General features: G+C 64.7%; 16 protein-coding genes. 4 read left to right on the forward strand and 12 right to left on the reverse strand.

Features of this window, described 5'->3' with window-relative positions; translation table 11 throughout:
• Positions 1 to 93: 93 nt before the first annotated feature.
• The 5 genes from ppnN to grxD form a co-directional block, all read right to left on the reverse strand.
• Positions 94 to 1,479 (reverse strand): nucleotide 5'-monophosphate nucleosidase PpnN, encoded by a 1,386-nt coding sequence (ppnN, locus tag OZ10_RS00105; protein ID WP_039407497.1) that lies wholly within the window; start codon positions 1,477 to 1,479, stop codon positions 94 to 96.
• 106 nt (positions 1,480 to 1,585) lie between these two features.
• The gene (locus OZ10_RS00110; protein WP_039407495.1) at positions 1,586 to 4,831 is read right to left on the reverse strand and encodes a TonB-dependent receptor; all 3,246 of its coding nucleotides are present in this window, start codon (positions 4,829 to 4,831) and stop codon (positions 1,586 to 1,588) included.
• Positions 4,832 to 5,193: 362 nt separating this feature from the next.
• Positions 5,194 to 5,793 (reverse strand): YhgN family NAAT transporter, encoded by a 600-nt coding sequence (locus tag OZ10_RS00115; protein WP_039407493.1) that lies wholly within the window; start codon positions 5,791 to 5,793, stop codon positions 5,194 to 5,196.
• On the reverse strand, positions 5,790 to 6,533 hold the full coding sequence (locus tag OZ10_RS00120) for an SDR family NAD(P)-dependent oxidoreductase (RefSeq protein WP_039563609.1): 744 nt from the start codon (positions 6,531 to 6,533) through the stop codon (positions 5,790 to 5,792). Before OZ10_RS00120 ends, OZ10_RS00115 begins: the two co-directional genes overlap by 4 nt.
• Entirely contained in the window at positions 6,530 to 6,850 is a 321-nt protein-coding gene (gene grxD / locus OZ10_RS00125; RefSeq protein ID WP_039407489.1) for a Grx4 family monothiol glutaredoxin, read from the reverse strand. Before grxD ends, OZ10_RS00120 begins: the two co-directional genes overlap by 4 nt.
• A 120-nt stretch (positions 6,851 to 6,970) precedes the next feature.
• Here grxD and OZ10_RS00130 point away from each other — a divergent pair, with 120 nt between their 5' ends.
• Positions 6,971 to 7,549 (forward strand): superoxide dismutase, encoded by a 579-nt coding sequence (locus OZ10_RS00130; RefSeq protein WP_039563610.1) that lies wholly within the window; start codon positions 6,971 to 6,973, stop codon positions 7,547 to 7,549.
• 135 nt (positions 7,550 to 7,684) lie between these two features.
• On the opposite strand, the gene OZ10_RS00135 is transcribed toward OZ10_RS00130, so the two are convergent.
• Both OZ10_RS00135 and purE read right to left on the reverse strand, forming a co-directional pair.
• Positions 7,685 to 8,830, reverse strand: coding sequence for a 5-(carboxyamino)imidazole ribonucleotide synthase (locus tag OZ10_RS00135; RefSeq protein WP_039563611.1), 1,146 nt, complete (start codon positions 8,828 to 8,830; stop codon positions 7,685 to 7,687).
• Positions 8,827 to 9,330, reverse strand: a complete 504-nt coding sequence (gene purE / locus OZ10_RS00140; RefSeq protein ID WP_039407482.1) for a 5-(carboxyamino)imidazole ribonucleotide mutase — start codon at positions 9,328 to 9,330, stop codon at positions 8,827 to 8,829. Before purE ends, OZ10_RS00135 begins: the two co-directional genes overlap by 4 nt.
• A 58-nt stretch (positions 9,331 to 9,388) precedes the next feature.
• Here purE and OZ10_RS00145 point away from each other — a divergent pair, with 58 nt between their 5' ends.
• The 3 genes from OZ10_RS00145 to OZ10_RS00155 all read left to right on the forward strand — a co-directional run bounded on the left by OZ10_RS00145 (position 9,389) and on the right by OZ10_RS00155 (position 11,670).
• Entirely contained in the window at positions 9,389 to 9,658 is a 270-nt protein-coding gene (locus OZ10_RS00145) for a Trm112 family protein (protein WP_039407479.1), read from the forward strand.
• A complete protein-coding gene (gene nadC, locus OZ10_RS00150; RefSeq protein ID WP_039407476.1) occupies positions 9,655 to 10,536 on the forward strand; it encodes a carboxylating nicotinate-nucleotide diphosphorylase in 882 nt (293 codons plus the stop codon). Before OZ10_RS00145 ends, nadC begins: the two co-directional genes overlap by 4 nt.
• 63 nt (positions 10,537 to 10,599) lie before the next feature.
• Positions 10,600 to 11,670, forward strand: coding sequence for a DUF2272 domain-containing protein (locus OZ10_RS00155; protein ID WP_039563612.1), 1,071 nt, complete (start codon positions 10,600 to 10,602; stop codon positions 11,668 to 11,670).
• A gap of 779 nt (positions 11,671 to 12,449) precedes the next feature.
• Here the strand turns inward: OZ10_RS00155 and pnp are convergent.
• From pnp to infB, 5 genes are all read right to left on the reverse strand, one after another.
• The gene (pnp, locus tag OZ10_RS00160) at positions 12,450 to 14,564 is read right to left on the reverse strand and encodes a polyribonucleotide nucleotidyltransferase (RefSeq protein WP_039563613.1); all 2,115 of its coding nucleotides are present in this window, start codon (positions 14,562 to 14,564) and stop codon (positions 12,450 to 12,452) included.
• 169 nt (positions 14,565 to 14,733) lie between these two features.
• A complete protein-coding gene (gene rpsO, locus OZ10_RS00165) occupies positions 14,734 to 14,994 on the reverse strand; it encodes a 30S ribosomal protein S15 (protein ID WP_005991399.1) in 261 nt (86 codons plus the stop codon).
• 156 nt (positions 14,995 to 15,150) lie between these two features.
• Positions 15,151 to 16,077 carry a tRNA pseudouridine(55) synthase TruB gene (truB, locus tag OZ10_RS00170; protein ID WP_039407465.1) on the reverse strand — a complete coding sequence of 309 codons (927 nt, stop codon included), beginning with the start codon at positions 16,075 to 16,077 and terminating at the stop codon, positions 15,151 to 15,153.
• Positions 16,078 to 16,154: 77 nt separating this feature from the next.
• On the reverse strand, positions 16,155 to 16,547 hold the full coding sequence (rbfA, locus tag OZ10_RS00175; protein ID WP_039407461.1) for a 30S ribosome-binding factor RbfA: 393 nt from the start codon (positions 16,545 to 16,547) through the stop codon (positions 16,155 to 16,157).
• A 142-nt stretch (positions 16,548 to 16,689) separates the two neighbouring features.
• Entirely contained in the window at positions 16,690 to 19,398 is a 2,709-nt protein-coding gene (infB, locus tag OZ10_RS00180; RefSeq protein ID WP_039563614.1) for a translation initiation factor IF-2, read from the reverse strand.
• Positions 19,399 to 19,473: the final 75 nt, after the last annotated feature.

Genomic DNA, 19,473 nt, shown 5'->3' on the forward strand with positions numbered 1-19,473 from the left:
GCGCCACCCCCCGGGGGGGTTCCATGTGGGCGGGCCGCACCCAGCTCAAACCCTTACCCCTTCCCGTCGAGAGGCCTTCGCTTTAGACGGCCTCTAGGTCACCACCCGATAACAAGGCCGGTAATCCCCCGAGATCTTCATCCGGCGCTGTTCGACGAAGCCGCGCAGCAGCTCGTCCAGGGCCTGCATGATGTCCGGGTCGCCGTTGATTTCAAACGGGCCGAACTCTTCAATGCGGCGCATGCCGTCTTCCTTGACGTTGCCGGCGACGATGCCGGAGAAGGCGCGGCGCAGGTCCGCGGCCAGGGCGGGTGCGGGGCGGCCGTGGTGCAGGTCCAGGGCGGCCATGGCTTCGTGACTGGGCTCGAACGGTTGCTGGTACTCGAGCGGGATGTGCACTGACCAATTGAAGTAGTACGAATCCTTCTGGTCCTTGCGGTGCGCGCGCACCTCGTGGATGCCTTCGGCCATGCGGCGCGCCACGGCGACCGGGTCGCCGACGATGATTTCGTAACGGGAGGCGGCTGCATCGCCCAGGGTCAGGCGGATGAAGCGGTCGATCTGCGCGAAGTATGGTGCGGCGACGGTCGGGCCGGTCAGGATCAGCGGGAACGGCAGGCCCGCATTTTCCTCACGCAGCAGAATGCCGAGCAGGTAAAGGATCTCTTCGGCCGTGCCGACACCGCCTGGGAACACCAGGATGCCGTGGCCGATGCGGACGAAGGCCTCCAGGCGCTTCTCGATGTCCGGCATGATCACCAGATGGTTGACGATCGGGTTGGGCGATTCGGCCGCGATGATGCCGGGCTCGGTCACGCCGATGTAGCGCGTGTGGTGCTTGCGCTGCTTTGCATGGGCAATCGTCGCGCCTTTCATCGGGCCCTTCATCGCACCCGGGCCGCAGCCGGTGCAGATGTCCAGGCCGCGCAGGCCGAGCTCGTAGCCCACCTGCTTGGTGTAGAGATACTCGTCGCGCGAGATGGAATGCCCGCCCCAGCACACGACCAGGTTCGGGTCCGACGGCTGCAGGATGCGCGCGTTACGCAGCTGGCCGAAAACCGCATTGGTGATGCCTTCGCTGGTATCCAGATCGCCGCGCTGGGCCTCGAGCTCGATGGCCATGTAGGCCAGGTCGCGCACCACGGCGAACAGCAGCTCGGCCACGCCGCGAATGATCTCGCCGTCCACGAATGCCATCGCCGGGGCATTGATCAGATCGATGCGGATACCGCGGTCCTGCTGGTTCACCTGGATATCGAAATCCGGATACAGGTCGCGCGCGGCGCGCGGGTCGTCCGAGGCACTGCCACTGGTCAGCACGGCCAGCGCGCAACGGCGCAACAGCTCGTGCATGCCGCCACTGGAGGCATCGCGCAGCCTGGCCACTTCCGCCTTGGACAAGACGTCCAGGCCACCACGCGGGTAGATCCGCGCATCCACCACCGGCAGCGCCCGTGCTGCCGTACTGCTGAGTTCCATAGCTTGCTCCTGTCGTATCTCAGGAACTTTAGCGTACTCACCCGCCCAAAAGAAAACGGCCGGGTTGCCCCGGCCGTTTCCGCAACACACGACACGCTAACCGCAATCAGAACTGGTAGCGGAAGCCCAGCTGCAGCGCCCAGCGGGAGATGCCGCGATCGTCATAGACCGTGGACTGGTCCGGTGTGTTGAAGCGATACACGTACTTGCCGCTGGCCGCATCGATACCGCCGTATTCCACGACACCACGCATGCCCGGGAAGCCATACTCCTCGACACGGCCCCACTTCTTGTTGAGCAGGTTGCCGACGTTCATGACGTCAAGCCAGAGGGAGGCCTTGTTGTCCTTGAAGAAGCCCGGGATCTCCTGCTCGATATGCAGATCGAACTGGTTGATCCAGGAGTTGCGTGCGCCGTTGCGCTCGGCGACCTGACCACGGCGAGCCGCCAGATACTCGTTGCCTTCGATGTAGTTCCAGAACGCCTGTTCTTCTCGAGCGGTACCGAACAGCACATCGCCGCGACCGGCCGGGATGTACAGCAGGTCGTTCAAGCGACCGTCGCCATTGGCGTCGTTATCGAAGGCGTAGCTGTACGGACGACCGTTGCGACCCTGGTAGATCAGGCCCAACTTGGTTTCATAGTCGCCGAAGAACGCATGCTTCCAGTTCAAGGTGCCGAGGATGCTGTTCTTGACCTCATACGCAGCGGTCGAGGCGACGTTTTCGTTGGCCTGGAAAACCGCGTTGTTACCGAGCTGCGAGCCCGAGGTGGAACTGGTGAGACCACTGACTTCATCGGCATCGGTGTAGGTGTAGTACAGGCCCCACGACCAGTCACCACCATTGAAGGGCTTGTTCAGGCCGACGGTAAAGCTCTCGCTGCCACCCTTGTCGGTGGGACGCGCGATGATGGCATCGTTGAAACGCGGATCACGCGAACCGCGCGCATCGACCACCGAGGCGGTGCCGCGCACACAAGCCGCCGGAGCGCCGGCACCGGTCGGGTTACGGCCATCCTCCAGCCAGCAGGCCGGATTCAAGCCTGCAGTATTCCAGTACAGGTTACGACCATCCTGACCCACGCGGCTGGTATTGCCCAGATTGAGCTGCTGGTAGTAGATCGCCTCGTTGACCTTGGTCACCACCGCCTCGGCAGATGCCACGATGCCGTACCAGGGCAGCTCGGTATCGAATGCCAGGTTGGCCTTCCATACGGACGGCTGACCCAGCTTGCTGTCGACGAAATCGACGGACTGCGTAGCGCCATTCAACGAACCATTACCGATCGGCTGGTTATTGATGTCAGGCGTGAAACGAATGCCATTGGTGTTCACCAGCGTCTGGCTGGAGAAGTTGTAATCGGTATACGCCAGGCCGGTGTTGGAGTACGGGTTGGACAACCACACGGTTGCCGCGGCACCCTGGAACAGGCCCACGCCGCCACGCAACTGGGTGGGGCGATCGCTGTCGAAGGTGTAGTTGAAACCGAAGCGCGGCTCGAACAATCCATTCCCGTCGATGGTCTGGTCGTTGCGGAAGCCGAACAGCGTCGACGCGGTTGCATTGTAGGCCGGGCTGTTCTTGACCATCGGCTCGTCATAACGCACACCGAACGTCAGCGTCAGGTTGTTGTTGACGGCCCACGTATCCTGCAGGAACACGCCGACATTACGCATGCCCCAGTTGGCCGCGATGTCGTCGATGTTGCCGCTGTTGGAGCGTGAATAACGATAGTTCAGCGGGCGGTTGGCGGCGTAGTCGGCAATCGAGTTGAACGTGTAGGAACCGAAGACACGCTGACCGAACAGATTGAACAGGTCGTTATCTTCGTAGTCAAAGCCGAACTTGACGGTGTGGTCGTTCAAGAACAACGTGCCGGCAAAGAAGGCGTTCCAGGTTTCGGTCCGCAGTTCGTTGGCCTGGGTGCTCTGCTCGGTGCCCAGGTTGACGGTGTTGTTATTGATCCGCACAGCAATGGCCGGCAGCTGCGATGCAGCAGTACGCACTGCCGAGTAATCGCGGTACGACACTTTAGCTTCCGTGGAGAACGTGTCCGTCCAGTCACTGAAAAGTTGCGCCGTGTATGTCTTGAGGCTGAAGTCGCGGACGTAGTGGAACGAATTCAGCGACAGCGCCTGATTGCCGAAACCATTGAGATTGGCAGTGCTCTGCTCGCTCTCGCCGTAACGCACCGAGGCCCGGTGCTTGTCGGAGATGTTCCAGTCGAGCTTGAAGCCTTTCTCTTCGGATTCCGAATCCAGTGCCGGTAGCGCCAACGTTCCCGGATCGAACCCGTAGGTGTTGCGCGAGATGTCGATGATCCGATCGATATCCGCCTGCGGGATCTGCACGATGTTACTCGCGCCAGAACCGATCGGACCGTAGCCGGAAGCGCCGGTGAACACGCCCTTGCCCTTGTACTTTTCGTAATTGGCGAAGAAGAACAGCTTGTCCTTGATGACCGGGCCGCCCAGGGTCAAACCGTAGGTGGTTTCGTTGTCGAACAGCTGCGGACGGATGTCGTTCTGGTTCTTGCCCGACCAATCGTTCTCGCGGTAGGTGCCGTACACCGATCCGTGGAATTCGTTGGTACCGGACTTGGTGACGGCATTGATCACGCCGCCCGTGGCGCCGGTGATGGTGACGTCGTAGTTGGCAACGTCCACCGAGATCTCGTCGATGACATCCATCGAGAACGGCTGGCGAGGCGTCGGCAGGCCGTTGGATTCAAGGCCGAACGCATCGTTGGTGCTGATACCGTCAACGCGAATCAGGTTGAAGCGCGGATTCTGGCCGCCCACCGAGATCTCGTTACGCGCCTTGTCGGTCTGCGCCACACGCGGATCCAGGCGCACATAGTCCTGCAGGTTGCGGTTGATCGACGGCAGCGATTCGATCTGCTCGCGGGTCACGTTGGTCCCGGTGCCCATCTTGTTGGCGCTGAACAGCGCCGAGCCGTAATCGCCACCGATGGCCTGCACCGCGCCCAGCGTGGTCACATCGCCGCCCAATGAAGCATCGACGCTATTGACCTGATTGAGGTTCAGGTACACGCCCTCTTCGGTCTTGGTGCCTTCGCCGGACTTGGTGATGGTGATCGTGTACGGGCCACCCACACGCAGGCCGCGCGCGTTGTAGCGTCCGCTGGCATCGGTGGTGGCGCGGCTGACGGTGCCCGATTCGACGTGGGTGATCGTGACTTCGGCATTCGGGACCGGCTGGCCGCCGCTTCCCGTTACCAGGCCGGCGACGCCAGCCGAGGTGCTTTGCGCGAACACAGGGGCGGCGGCGAGCGCGGCAACGAGACCAAGCGTGAGCTTGGACATGCGGAGACAACGGGGGTGGGTCATTTCGGTAGCCTCGATACAAGTTGGGCAGTGACAAAAAGGCGCAGTCAGCCCAACCGTTCCCGGGGGTGGGCTGCCGATGATCTGGGGTCCCTTGCCGCGCGGCTGGTTGCTGCCGCAACGGTTAACAACAGATTAACACGCTAAGGCCTGATTGTGACGGTGGCGTGACAAAGTTCGCGCAGTGCAACATGAACTGCCCATGTGAAGGCGCGCGCGTCAGCTTGCACGGGGTCGCAGGGAGAGCGAGACGTGCGTCTCGGCCTATCGGGAAAGTCGCAGGTTGACCTCTCACCGCTCGCGCAACTCGCCCTTCCGCGCGGATGGCGGCAACCGGTCAAGCGACCGGGCTGATGACAAGCGTCTTAAATCGAAACCGGCAGCTTGAAGTACGTGCCCAAGCCATCGAGGAACATCTGCACCGAGATGGCGACCAACAACATCCCCATCAGACGCTCGACAGCGGTCAATGCACGGTGACCGAGCAGCTTGTACAGCAACGGTGCCGAGGCCAGGATCGAAGAGGCGCCGATCCAGGCGATCATCAGGGCCAGGCTCCAGTCCCACAGACGCGTGGGCTCGTTACTGCCCATCAGCATGACCGCGGCCATGCCCGAGGGGCCAGCCACCAGCGGGATGGCCAGCGGCACGATGAAGGGCTCTCCATCGGGGATCTCGCCCATCAGGCCCTCCGGCCGCGGGAAGATCATGCGGATGCCGATCAGGAACAGCACGATGCCACCGGCGATCGCCACCGATTCCTGGCGCAGGTGCATCAGCTCCAATGCGTATTTGCCGCCCCACAGGAAGGCCATCAGCACGCACAGGGCGATCAGCAGTTCGCGCGCCAGCACGAAGCGTTGCCGCTTGGGCGGCAGCGGCTTGAGCACGCTGAGGAACACCGGGATATTGCCCAGCGGGTCGAGAATCAAGAACAGCAGCAAGGCTGCCGACAGAATGGTCATGCCGAAGGGCTCCAGATCGCACCGCGGTGCGGAGCACCTGCCATGGACAACAGGGTGACGCAGGCCGACGCCGCCACTGCGGGGTCCGCCGCCTGGCTGTCTTCCTGATGGGTAAAGGCACGGGCACGCAACGCGGTGCGCATCGGGCCGGGCTGCAGGCCGTGGATACGCACCGGGCCGGCGGCGGTCTCGTGGTGCAGGCTGGCGATCAAGCCGTGCTGGGCGTACTGGGCAGCCCCGTACGCGCCCCAGTACGCCTGACCGATCCGTGCAGCATCGTCCACAACGAACACCACCGCCGCATCGCGCTGCTGCCGCAGCAGCGGCAGGCAGGCCTGCGTCAACCATGCGCGTGCGGTGAGGTTGACGTGGATGCTGCGGGCGAAGTCGGCCGGCGCCGCGAGTTCGGCCGGCGTCAGACCGCCGAACTCGGCCGCACACTGCAGCAGGCCGTGCAGACCGCCCAGCTCGCTCTGCAACCGTTGTGCGAGCACCGCATAGTCGTCGGGCGTAGCACCTGCCAGATCCAGCGGATACAGCAATGGCTCGGGGCCGAGCTTGGCCACCGCGTCATACACGCGCTCCAGCGGCCGCAGCTTGCGGCCAAGCAGCACCAGCGTGGCACCGGCCGCCGCGCACGCCTGTGCGGCAGCGCTGCCCAGCCCGTCGGCGGCGCCGGTCACCAGCACGACCCGCCCGGCCAAGGCGGCCGCTTCGGGCTGGCCCTGCACTTCGGTCACGGCTGATAGGCCTCGCTGACAATGCGCTTGAGCTCGCCGGCTTCGAACAGTTCCAGCGTGATGTCGCAACCGCCGATCAACTCGCCGTGGATGAACAGTTGCGGGAAGGTCGGCCAGTTGGAATAGCGCGGCAGGTTTGCGCGCACTTCGGGCTCTTCCAGCACGTTGACCGTGCGCAGCTGGTCGGCGCCGGCAGCGACCAGCGCCTGCACCGCGCGACTGGAAAAGCCGCACATCGGGTACTGCGGGGTGCCTTTCATGAACAGCACGATGGGGTGTTGTTCGACTTCGGCCTGGATCCGTTCCATCACCGGCATTGGACTCTCCTGACTGGGAGCGGCAGGCCCGACCGCCGGGTCGGATAGACTTCCGCAAAGGCGCGCATTGTAAGCCTTCACGCGACCTGCCGCCGGACTCCTTTCGCTGCCCTTGCCATCATGCCGATCGAACACGTTGCACTGCCCTACTCCCGCGCTGCCCTCGAGCCGCACCTTTCGTCCGCGACACTGGAGTCGCACCACGGCATCTGTCATCGCAACGAGGTCGAACGGCTCAATGCGCGCATCGAAGGCAGCGAGTTTGCCGAGCTGACGCTGGAAGAGATCATCGCGCAGGCGCAGGGCACGTTGTTCCACCTGGCGGCACAGGTGTGGAATCACAACTTCTACTGGCAGTGCCTGCGCCCACGCGGCGGCGGCGAGCCGCTGGGCAGGCTGGCCGACAGCATCGCCGCATCGTTCGGCGATTTCGTGCATTTCAGGCAGGAGTTCAATCGCGTGGCCTTGAGCACCTTCGGCTCGGGCTGGACCTGGCTGGTGCAGCGCCCGGACGGCACCCTGGCCATCGTCGCCACGCCCAACGCCTCCACGCCGCTCACCGGGCCGGACACCCCGCTGCTCGCCTGCGATATCTGGGAGCATGCGTACTACCTGGACTACCAGCAGGACCGCGCGCACTACCTGGACGCGTTCTGGAAACTGATCAACTGGGACTTCGTGGGCAGCCGATTGAGCTGACCCTCGCAGCGGCAACCGATTCGGTTACCGCGCGCGGCACACCCCAGGCGCCTCAACAGCGCACGCCCGTCCTCGAGAGGCATCCCGGCACACTGCCGAACGTGGGCCCCGCCGCATAAACCGCAATGCGCCAGGTCAGCCTTCCTGCAGACGCCCGACCACCGGCGCGACCTGTGCATCGCGCTGCAATGCCTTGCCCGCCTGCACCAGCGCAGTCGCCAGCGCCTGCGGTGTATCGGCACGTACGCTGGCATGCCCGACCTTGCGGCCCTCGCGTGCCTGCTTGCCGTAGTCGTGCCAATGCCCGCCCGGCACGGCGAGGAACGCACCCGCGGCGGGCATGCTGCCCAGCCAGTTCAGCATGCAGGCATGTCCACGCATCGCGGTGCTGCCCAATGGCAGGCCAAGCACCGCACGCACATGATTTTCGAACTGCGAGGTCTCGGCGCCTTCGATGGTCCAGTGGCCGGAGTTATGCACCCGCGGCGCAATCTCGTTGGCGAGCAGCTGACCATCGCGCGCGAACAGTTCCAGCGCGAACACGCCCACGTAGTCCAGCCGGTCGGCAATCGCACGTGCATGCGCTTCGGCAGCCGTCTGCAACGCTTCGTCCACCCGGGCGGGCGCGAGACTGGCCGACAGCACACCGTCCACGTGCCAGTTTTCGGTCAGCGGCCAGGCACGGAATTCACCGTCGCGGCCACGCACGGCGACCACGCTGACTTCGCGTTGAAACGGCACGAACGCCTCGAGGATCAGTCCCACCGTGGCCCCCTGCGCGCCCAGCGCGTCCCACGCGGCATCAGCGTCTGCAAGCGTCTTGATCCGGAACTGGCCTTTGCCGTCGTAGCCAAAGCGGCGGGTCTTGAGCACGCACGGTGCACCGATCTGCGCCAACGCCGCATCCAGGCCGGCGCGATCGTCGATGGCGGCGAACGCCGGCACCGGAATGCCCAGCTCGCGAAACAGGGTCTTTTCGCTGAGCCGGTCCTGCGCCACCGCCAGGGCATCCGCGCCTGGGAACACCGGTACCTGCGCGGCAAGGTGCTGCGCGGCGGCGGCCGGCACGTTCTCGAAATCGAAGGTGATCACATCCACTTGCGCAGCGAATGCGGCCAGGGCCGCCGTATCGTCGAACGCGCCAACCTGCAGCGACGCCAGCTGCCCTGCGCAGGCATCGGCCGCCGGGTCGAACACCGCAAAGCGCAGGCCGAGCGGCGCACCGGCCAGCACCAGCATGCGCGCCAGCTGGCCGCCACCGAGAATGCCAACGGTGCTCATTGGCGCGGGTCGTCGCTGGCCATCACATCGTCGGTCTGCCTGGCACGGAACTGCGCCAGCGCATCACCGATCTGCGGCAGCTCCCGCGCCAGCATCGCCGCTGCGAACAAGGCCGCATTCGCTGCGCCGGCATTGCCGATCGCGAAGGTGGCCACCGGAATCCCGGCCGGCATCTGCACGATCGACAGCAGCGAATCCATGCCGTTGAGCGCCTTGGACTGCACCGGCACGCCAAGCACCGGCACCGCGGTCTTGGCGGCCAGCATGCCCGGCAGATGCGCCGCGCCGCCGGCACCGGCGATGATTGCGCGCAGGCCGCGCTCGCCTGCCTGCTCGGCGTAGGCGAACAATACATCCGGGGTGCGGTGCGCGGAGACCACCTTGACTTCGTACGGCACGCCCAGCGCATCAAGCTTCTGAGCCGCGTGTTGCATGGTGTCCCAATCCGAACGGGAGCCCATCACGATGCCGACCAGCGGCGCGGAGTGGTTGGAGGTCATGGCCCTGCCCTGCGGTAAAGACGTATTCTAGCCAATCTCCACGCACGACAAGACTTCGATGGATCGCAAATTGCTCGACCTGCTGTGCTCGCCCGACACCCGTCAGCCGCTTTCGCTGCTGGACGGCAAGGGCCTGGAAGCACTCAACACCGCCATCGCCGGCGGAAGCCTGCAGCGCGCCGACGGCACCGTGCAGGCACAGCCGCTGCGCGAGGCGTTGATCACCCGCGATCGCAAGCAGATCTTCCGCGTCGATGACGGCATCCCGGTCTTGCTGGCCGAAGAAGCCATCGCGACCGCGCAGATCACTGACTTCCCCGAAAAGTGAGTTCGCCCGTCCGCACCGCGCCGGAGCCGCCGCCCGCGGCGCTGATCGATGCCGACGTGACGCGCGCGCTGGCCGAAGACATCGGCAGCGGCGATATCACCGCGGCATTGCTGCCCGACCAGGCAGACAGCGCGTATCTGCTGTGCAAACAGGACGCGGTGATCGCCGGCAGGCCGTGGTTCGACGCCACCCATCGCACGCTCGACCCGCAGGTGCGCATCGACTGGCAGGTGCACGAAGGTCAGCAGGTCAGCGCCGGCAGCGTGCTCGCGCTGCTGCATGGGCGCAGCCGGAGCCTGGTCAGCGCCGAACGGACCTCGCTCAACTTCCTGCAGACCTTGTCTGCTACCGCCACCGCCACCGCTGCATACGTGGCAGCCGTCGCCGGCACCGGCGCGCGCATCCTGGACACGCGCAAGACGCTGCCAGGCTTGCGCATGGCGCAGAAATACGCGGTGCGCTGCGGCGGTGGCGACAATCACCGTATCGGCCTGTTCGACACGGTGATGCTGAAAGAAAACCATATCCGCGCGGCCGGCTCGCTCAGCGCCGCCGTGCATGCCGCACGCGCGCAGCAACCGCAGCTGCCGCTGGTGGTGGAAGTGGAAACGCTGGAGCAGCTGCGCGAGGCATTGCAGGTCGGTTGCACGCGCATCCTCATCGACGACTTCGACCCGGCCATGCGCCGCGAGGCCGTGCGTATCGCGGCGTCGCTGCCGCGCGATCGACGCATTCCACTGGAAGTCTCCGGCAGCGTCGACCTGGCCGGCATCCGCGCAATTGCACAGGACGGCGTGGACTGCATCTCCATCGGCGGCCTGACCAAGCATGTGCAGGCGGTGGATCTCTCGCTCAAGCTCGGCCCGCCCCCGCCGTGATTTCACGCGTGCGCGCAGGCCGCTCTGGCAGCCTGCGCGGACTGATTTCGTGCGGAATGTTCGATGACTGTAAGACCCTGGCCGTGGATGTGCTTGCTGCTTGCTGGATTGGGAGGCAGCGCGGCGGCTGCGGAAGTGTGCGATATGCCGCCGCGCTTCGGCACCAGCCGCGCCGCCATCGCCATCGTGCGCACCGCTTGCAATGAGCACCGTCTGTGGCAGCACCCGTTTATCGATGCCAAGGGGCGGCTGGCCAGCCTCGGCGTGACCGAAGCCGAATCCGGATACCTGGCCGACCATGGCGTGGTCGCATGGCAACGCGTGGCCGGCTACTGGCGCGACAGCGGCACGCTCGCCTCGATGGGTGGCCGCCCCGGTGCATCCAGCTGCGCCGCGCTGGATGGCACGCGCTACACCGCCAGCGATTGCCGCGCGTTCCTGATCGACAACCCGTGGTCGGCCGCCTTCATTTCGTGGGTGATGACCCAATCCGGCCTCGGTGGCTTTCACCGTTCAGCGCGCCATCTGGACTACATCCGCAGCGCGTACAACGACGGTGCCACCGGGCCGTATCAGTTCGCCGATCCCGCCGTCGAAAAGCCCGCGCCCGGTGACATGCTGTGCCTGCTGCGCGGCCGCAGCGTGGCGCTCGGCTATGCGGGTCTAAAGGCTGCGCTGGGTGGCAGCGCACCGATGCCGTGGCAATCGCATTGCGATGTGGTGGTCGCTGCCAACGTCGGCGGCGATCGCACCCTGTACCTGATCGGCGGCAATGTGTTCAACACGGTGATGATGCGCAAGATGCCGCTGGATCGCGCAGGTCGTGTGGTGTTACCCGCCCCGCAGTCCGACAGCAGCCAGGACCAGAACGAAGACAGTCTCGGGATCGCCAGCGAATGCACGCCGGCGCACGAGGAACTCTGCGACTTCAACCGACGCGATTGGGCCGCACTACTGAAGCTGCGCCCGGATGCGGCAGTGGTCAGCCCGCCACCGACGACGCCGTTGCCCGCACCCGGCATCGCGCCCGCGGAACAAACGATGCCGCCAGGCTTTCCACGCGTTGTGCCGCCGCGGCCGGAGACGCAGCCTGCGCAGACGCAGCAACAGCAACAGCAACAGCAACCTGAGTAAAGCCGTATTAAAGGCCCCTCTCCTGCGGGAGAGGGGTTGGGGTGCGGGTACGGGCGAAGCCACTTACATCCCGAATATCACGAGGCTTTGCACGTACCCTCATCCGCCCCTTTTACGCACCTTCTCCCGGAGGGAGAAGGAATCAAAGCCCCTCTCCTGCGGGAGAGGGGTTGGGGTGAGGATACGGGCGAAGCCACTTACATTCCGAATATCACGAGGCTTTGCACGTGCCCTCATCCGCCCCTTCGGGGCACCTTCTCCCGGAGGGAGAAGAAATCAAAGCCCCTTTCCTGCGGGAGAGGGGTTGGGGTGAGGATACGGGCGAAGCCACTTACATTCGGAATATCACGAGGCTTTGCACGTACCCTCATCCGCCCCTTCGGGGCACCTTCTCCCGGAGGGAGAAGAAATCAAAGCCCCTCTCCTGCGGGAGAGGGGTTGGGGTGAGGCTACGGGCGAAGCCACTTACATTCCAGATATCACAAGGCTTCGCGCGCCCCCTCATCCGCCCCTTCGGGGCACCTTCTCCCGGAGGGAGAAGGAATCAAAGCCCCTCTCCTGCGGGAGAGGGGTTTGGGGTGAGGGTATGGGGTGAAGCCGTTGCAGCATTGAAACTGCACGCGGCTTCGCTCGTAGCCTCGTTACCCCTGCAGGGCACTTTTCCCGCTGGGAAAGAAACAACGCACGAGTTATTCCGAACCAACAACAAAAAAAGCGGGCCGAAGCCCGCTTTTTCGTCATGCATCACGCGTCACGCGTGATGCATCAGCCAGCAGCGCTTACTCGGCCGAAGCCGGCACGCCCTCGCCTTCTTCCACTGCCTTGATCGACAGGCGGATACGGCCCTGCTTGTCCACTTCCAGCACCTTGACGCGCACCAGATCGCCTTCCTTCAGCTTGTCGCCGACCTTCTCCACGCGCTCGCTGGAGATCTGCGAGACGTGCACCAGGCCGTCCTTGCCCGGCAGGATGGTGACGAACGCACCGAAGTCCATGATCTTGGCGACCTTGCCTTCGTAGATGCGGCCCGGCTCCACGTCCGAGGTGATCTGCTCGATGCGCGACTTCGCAGCCTGCGCAGCAATGGCGTTGACCGAGGCGATGATGATCGTGCCGTCGTCCTGGATGTCGATCTGGGTACCGGTTTCCTTGGTGATCGCCTGGATGGTCGAGCCACCCTTGCCGATCACTTCGCGGATCTTGTCCGGGTGGATCTTGATGGTCAGCAGACGCGGCGCGTAGTCGCTCAGCTCCTGACGCGGGGCGGTCAGTGCATGCGCCATCTCGCCCAGGATGTGCAGACGGCCGGCCTTGGCCTGCTGCAATGCCTGCTTCATGATCTCTTCGGTGATGCCTTCGATCTTGATGTCCATCTGCAGCGCGGACACGCCTTCGGCAGTACCGGCCACCTTGAAGTCCATGTCGCCCAGGTGATCTTCGTCACCCAGGATGTCCGACAGCACGACGAAGTCGTTGCCTTCCTTGACCAGACCCATCGCGATACCCGCGACCGGCGCCTTGATCGGCACACCGGCGTCCATCAGCGCCAGCGAGCTGCCGCAGACCGATGCCATCGACGAGGAACCGTTGGACTCGGTGATTTCCGAGACAACGCGGATGGTGTACGGGAATTCTTCCAAGCTCGGCATCACGGCCAGCACGCCGCGCTTGGCCAGACGGCCGTGGCCGATTTCGCGGCGCTTCGGCGCGCCGAAACGACCGCACTCGCCCACCGAATACGGAGGGAAGTTGTAGTGGAACAGGAAGTTCTCTTTGTACTCGCCCGAAACGGCGTCGATGACCTGACCGTCGCGTGCGGTGCCGAGCGTGGTGATCACGATCGCCTGCGTTTCGCCACGGGTGAACAGTGCCGAGCCATGGGTACGCGGCAACACGCCGGCCTTGGCGCTGATCGGACGCACGGTATCCAGCGCACGACCGTCGATGCGCACCTTGGTGCTCAGCACCGAGCCACGCATGGTCTGGTATTCCAGTTCGCCGAATTCCTTGGCCAGATCGCCGGCAGCCCAGCCTTCGACGGTGGCACGCGGCGCCAGCGAACCCAGCACGTCCTTCTTGATCGCCGAAATCGCATCGCGGCGCTGCAGCTTGTCGCGCACCTGGAAAGCCGACGCGAGCTGCTCGCCCACCGCTTCCTTCAGTGCGGCGATCATGCCGTCGTTCTTGGCCGGAGCCACCCAGTCGGACGGCTTGGTGCCGGCTTCGACGGTGAGCTCGTTGATGATGTTGATGACCTTCTGCATCTCGCGATGACCGAAGGTTACTGCACCCAGCATCACTTCTTCCGACAGCAGCTCGGCTTCGGACTCGACCATCAGCACCGCGTTGGCGGTACCGGCCACGACCAGCTCCAGCTGCGAATCCTTCAGCTCGGTCACGGTCGGGTTGAGGATGTATTCGCCATTCTTGTAACCGACCTTCGCCGCAGCGATCGGGCCGTTGAACGGGGTACCGGCCAGCGACAGCGCGGCCGATGCGCCGATCAGCGCGGCGATATCGCCGTCGATGTCGGGGTTCATCGACATCACGGTGGCGATGATCTGCACTTCGTTCTTGTAGTCCTCCGGGAACAGCGGACGGATCGGGCGATCGATCAGGCGCGAGATCAACGTTTCCTTCTCGGTCGCGCGTCCTTCGCGCTTGAAGAAGCCGCCCGGGATGCGGCCGCCGGCGTAGAACTTCTCCTGATAATCGACCGTCAGGGGGAAGAAGTCCTGCCCTTCGCGCGCGCTCTTGGCGGCGACGGCGGTGACCAGCAGTACGGTGTCGTCGAACTTGACGATGACGGCGCCGCCTGCCTGGCGAGCGATTTCGCCCGTCTCAAGAGTGACGGTGTGCTTGCCGTACTGGAAGGTTTTGGTGATTTTTGCCACGGAGGTTTTTTCCCTTAGGTATTGCTGTCTGCGTTGGACCGTCGTCGACCCATGCCGAGAACGGGCGGCCGGGAGGCTCCGGCCCATGAACTTGGTGATGCGATGACGCGTTTGCGAAGGACCAAAACAAAACCGCGGCGCATCGCTGCGCCGCGGTGGTAGGACTCGATCAGCGGCGCAGGCCGAGCTTCTCGATCAGCGACTTATAGCGGTCGTTGTCCTTCTTCTTCAGGTAGTCGAGCAGGCTGCGGCGACGGTTGACCATCTGCAGCAGGCCACGACGGCTGTGGTGATCCTTCTTGTGGGTCTTGAAGTGACCGGTCAGCAGCTCGATACGGGCGGTCAGCAGAGCAACCTGCACTTCCGGCGAACCGGTGTCCTGGGCGCTGCGCTTGTTGTCTTCAATAACTTTCTGGGTGTCGACGGACATGATGTTTTCTCGATAGACGCGTGGTCGACAGGAACGTGCGTGACGCACCGCCGGACTCGCCGTTTGCTTGGGATGAGCGCGCTTGGCGCTAAGGCGCCCCAATCGGGGCCGCGAAATTGTACCGTCGCACGGCCCGGGTAACAAGTTGACCAAACCTTAACAAGTCAATTCCTGGTTCAGTCCGTTGAACAATCGCTGCGGCGACAGACGTCCGTCGGCGTCCACCAGGCCAAGTCCCGACGGGCTTCCGTCCGGGCCGAACACGGCCACCTGCCCCGCCGGGAACGCCGGATCGCGCAGCCGCTGCCCCATCCGGAACCGGGTCGCATGCGCCTCATCGAGCGTGATCTGCGCAAAATCCGCCAGCCCGGCCTGGATCGGCAGCAGCAGATCTTGCGCTTGCGTGCCCGTCTCCAGCGCGGCGGCCAGCTGGTCCAGGGTGATCATCTGCGGCGCGCGGAACGGCTCCACCCAGCGCCGGCGCAGCGACGCAATATGCGCACCGCACCCGAGCACCTCGCCCAGGTCGCGGGCCAGGCTGCGGATGTAGGTGCCCGAGCCACAGGTCACGCGCAGCTGCAGCCGCGGCGCGCCATAGCCCAGCATTTCGATCGCCTGCACTTCGACCTCGCGCACCGGCGCCTCGATGACGTCGCCACGCCGGGCCTTGGCGTACAGCGGCTCCCCGCCCTGCTTGAGCGCGGAATAGATCGGCGCCTGCTGCTGGATGCGGCCGACAAACGGCAGTAACGCGGCACGCAACGCGTCTTCGCCGAGCTCGGGCACCGCACGCACACGCAACGGCTCTCCATCGGCATCGTCGGTGTCGGTGGTGACGCCCAGCACGATCTCGGCGTCGTAGGCCTTGGCCGAGCCGAGCAGCAGACCAGCGATCTTGGTGGCTTCGCCAAAGCAGAGCGGCAGCAGGCCGGTGGCCAGCGGATCCAGGCTCCCGGTATGGCCGCCCTTTTCCGCCCGCAGCAGCCGGCGCGCGGCTTGCAAAGCATTGTTGGAACTCAGCCCGGCCGGTTTATCCAGCAACAGGATGCCGTGCAACGGGCGATAGACGATGCGGGGTTTCAAAGGATCGATGCTCGAATCGGGCGCAGTGCGCGCCCGCGGAAAATCAGGGGCGCAGCAGCGGCGCCAGCCGACAGCGCTCAGCGCGGCTCGGCGTCTTCGTCGCTGGACGTGGCATCGGGGCCAACGTCGTCCAGGTCACGCAACAGATTGTCGATACGCTCGCCGCGATCGACCGAGTCGTCGTAGTGGAAGTGCAGCTCCGGCACGTGACGCAATTTCATTGCGCGCGCCAACTGCGAGCGCAGCTGGCCGGCAATCTCCTTGAGCCCTTTCACTGCTTCGGCCGAGCGCTCCTGCTGCAACGCGGTGACGAACACCTTGGCATGCGCCAGGTCGCGGCTGATTTCGACGTCGGAAACGCTGACCGACGGCAGGCCGTGGTCGCGCACGGCCGCGTGTACGATCGTGCCGAGGTCGCGACGCACCTGTGCAGACACACGGTCGGTGCGATGGAATGATTTGGTTGGCATGGTCGTGGACCTGGTTGATTCGGAGGGCCAGATGGCACCGAAGCCAAAAACGAACGTGGGCGGCCATGCCGCCCTCGCCTTGCAGAACTTGCACGCAGCATCGGCTGCGTAGAGAACCGGGGCCCGCAGCCCCCGGCCTCCGTTACAGCGTGCGGGCAACCTCGATACGCTCGAAGCACTCGATCTGGTCGCCGGCCTTGACGTCGTTGTAGGCCTTCACGCCAATACCGCACTCGGTACCGTTGCGCACTTCCTCGACGTTTTCCTTGAAGCGACGCAGCGATTCCAGCTCGCCCTCGAACACCACGACGCTGTCGCGGAGCACGCGGATCGGCTTGCTGCGCTTCACCACGCCCTCGACGATCATGCAGCCTGCAACCGCGCCGAACTTGGAGCTGCGGAACACATCGCGCACCTGCGCAATACCGATGATCTCTTCGCGGATTTCCACACCCAGCAGACCGGAGGCCACCTGTTTCACCTGATCGATCACGTCATAGATGATCGAGAAGTAACGCAGATCGATACCGTTGGATTCGACGATCTTGCGCGCCGATGCGTCCGCACGCACGTTGAAGCCGATGATCGTGGCCTTGGACGCAGCTGCCGAATTCGCATCCGACTCGGTGATGCCACCCACGCCGGAGTGGATCACGTTGATGCGGATGTCGTCGTTGGACAACGCCACCAGCGACTGCTTCAGCGCCTCCACCGAACCCTGCACGTCGGCCTTGATCACCAGGTTCAACACCTGCTGACCTTCACCCTTGCCCATCTGGGCCAGGATGTCTTCCATGCGGTTACTGGCCGAGGCGACCAAGCGCGATTCGCGACGCTTGGTTTCGCGCTGCTGCGCCACGTCCTTGGCCAGACGCTCGTCGTCGACGACCACGAAGTCGTCACCGGCTTCCGGCACACCGGACAGGCCGAGCACCTGCACCGGAATCGACGGGCCCGCCGAGGCCGGCTGATGGCCGGTCTCATCGAACAGCGCACGCACGCGGCCGTACTGGATGCCGCACACCAGGTAATCGCCACGCTTCAGGGCGCCCTGCTGCACCAGCACCGTCGCGACCGGGCCACGGCCCTTGTCCAGCGAGGATTCGATGACGGTACCGCTGGCGCGGCCTTCGGCCACTGCCTTGAGTTCCAGCACTTCGGCCTGCAACGAGATCGCATCCAGCAGCGTGTCCACGCCGGTACCGACCTTGGCCGACACTTCGATGAACTGGGTGTCGCCGCCGAACTCTTCGGCCACCACGTTTTCGGCCAGCAGTTCGTTCTTGACCCGCAACGGATCCGCGCCTGCCTTGTCGATCTTGTTCACTGCCACGATCAGCGGCACACCGGCCGCCCTGGCATGCGCCACCGCTTCCTTGGTCTGCGGCATCACGCCGTCATCGGCAGCCACCACCAGCACCACGATGTCGGTGATCTTGGCGCCGCGCGCACGCATCGAGGTAAACGCGGCATGGCCGGGCGTATCCAGGAAGCTGATGACGCCACGACCGGTTTCGACGTGGTACGCACCGATGTGCTGGGTGATGCCGCCGGCTTCGCCGGAGGCGATCTTGGTGCGGCGGATATAGTCCAGCAGCGAGGTCTTGCCGTGATCGACATGACCCATGATGGTCACCACCGGCGGACGCGGCGAGGCATTGCCCTGCGCATCTTCGGCGTGCGCCAGCAGCGCATCCTCGAAGTCGGCATTGTCGGCACGCACGGCCTTGTGGCCGAGTTCCTCGGTCACCAGCGCAGCGGTATCGTGATCGATGCTCTGGGTGATGGTCGCCATGACGCCCATCTTGAACAACGCCTTGACCACGTCGCCGCCCTTGAGCGCGAGCTTCTGCGCCAGGTCGGCCACGGTGATGGTCTCGCCGATCGCCACCTCACGTACCACCGGTGCGGTGGGACGCTCGAACCCGTGCGGGCCGCTATTGCCCTGGTTGCCACCACGGCCACCATCGTTGCCGCGACGCGACGACGACGAACCCGGACGCCCAGTCGGCTTGCCACGCACATTGGAACGGCGCGCACGGTCGGCGGCGGACAGATGCAACTGCCCGGCAAAACGCTTGGTCGCATCGTCGTCTTCGACGCCGGCCACCATGACGTGCGAGCCGCGCGTCTTGTGCTTGGCCGCGTTGTTGCGGTCATCCGGACGGGCCGGCGTCGCCGGGCGCGATGCGGGCGAGGCGCCAGCCGGACGGGCCGGACGCGGCGCGGAAGACGGCGAGGACGGTGCCCGTGCGGCAGGCGCCGACGGCGTCGGCGCAGCAGCAACCGGGGCCGGCGCGCTGGCAGCCGCAGCGGCTTCCTCGGCAGCCTTGCGCTCGGCTTCTGCACGGTCCTTTGCAGCCTGCTCTTCCTCGCGCTTGCGCTGAATTGCTTCGTCGCGCACGCGGTCGCTTTCGGCCAACGCCTGCTGCTCGTCAAGATTGCGCTGACGCGAGGCGGCGAGCTTGGCCAGGATGTCGGCGCGCTCTTCGTCAGGCGTCATCGGCGCGGCGCGGCCGCTGCCTTCGTTCTCGGACTTCACGTATGTCCGCTTCTGCCGCACTTCCACGTTGACCGTGGTCTTGGTGCGGCCGGCGTTGACCGTGACTTCCTGCAGCTTGCGCCGGTTGAGCGTGATCTTCTTGGCTGCTTCGCTGGCCGCATCGGCAGGCGCGTCGGCCTTGCCATGCGTGCGACGCAGGAAGCCAAGCAGTTTCATCTTCTCGGTGCTGGTCACGACCTGGTCGGGACCGCTGAACTTCATTCCGGCCTCGGCCAGTTGAACCAGCAGTTTATCGACCGGCGTATTGACCAGTTCGGCAAGCTTGCGGATGGTGGTTTGCTGCGACATTCGGATCCTATGATCTGGTTGGCGCCCCCTCGCCCAGAGCAAGGGATACGCTGATTCTAAGCCCTGATGGGGTCA

Source organism: Xanthomonas cannabis pv. cannabis (assembly GCF_000802365.1).
GTDB lineage: Bacteria > Pseudomonadota > Gammaproteobacteria > Xanthomonadales > Xanthomonadaceae > Xanthomonas > Xanthomonas cannabis.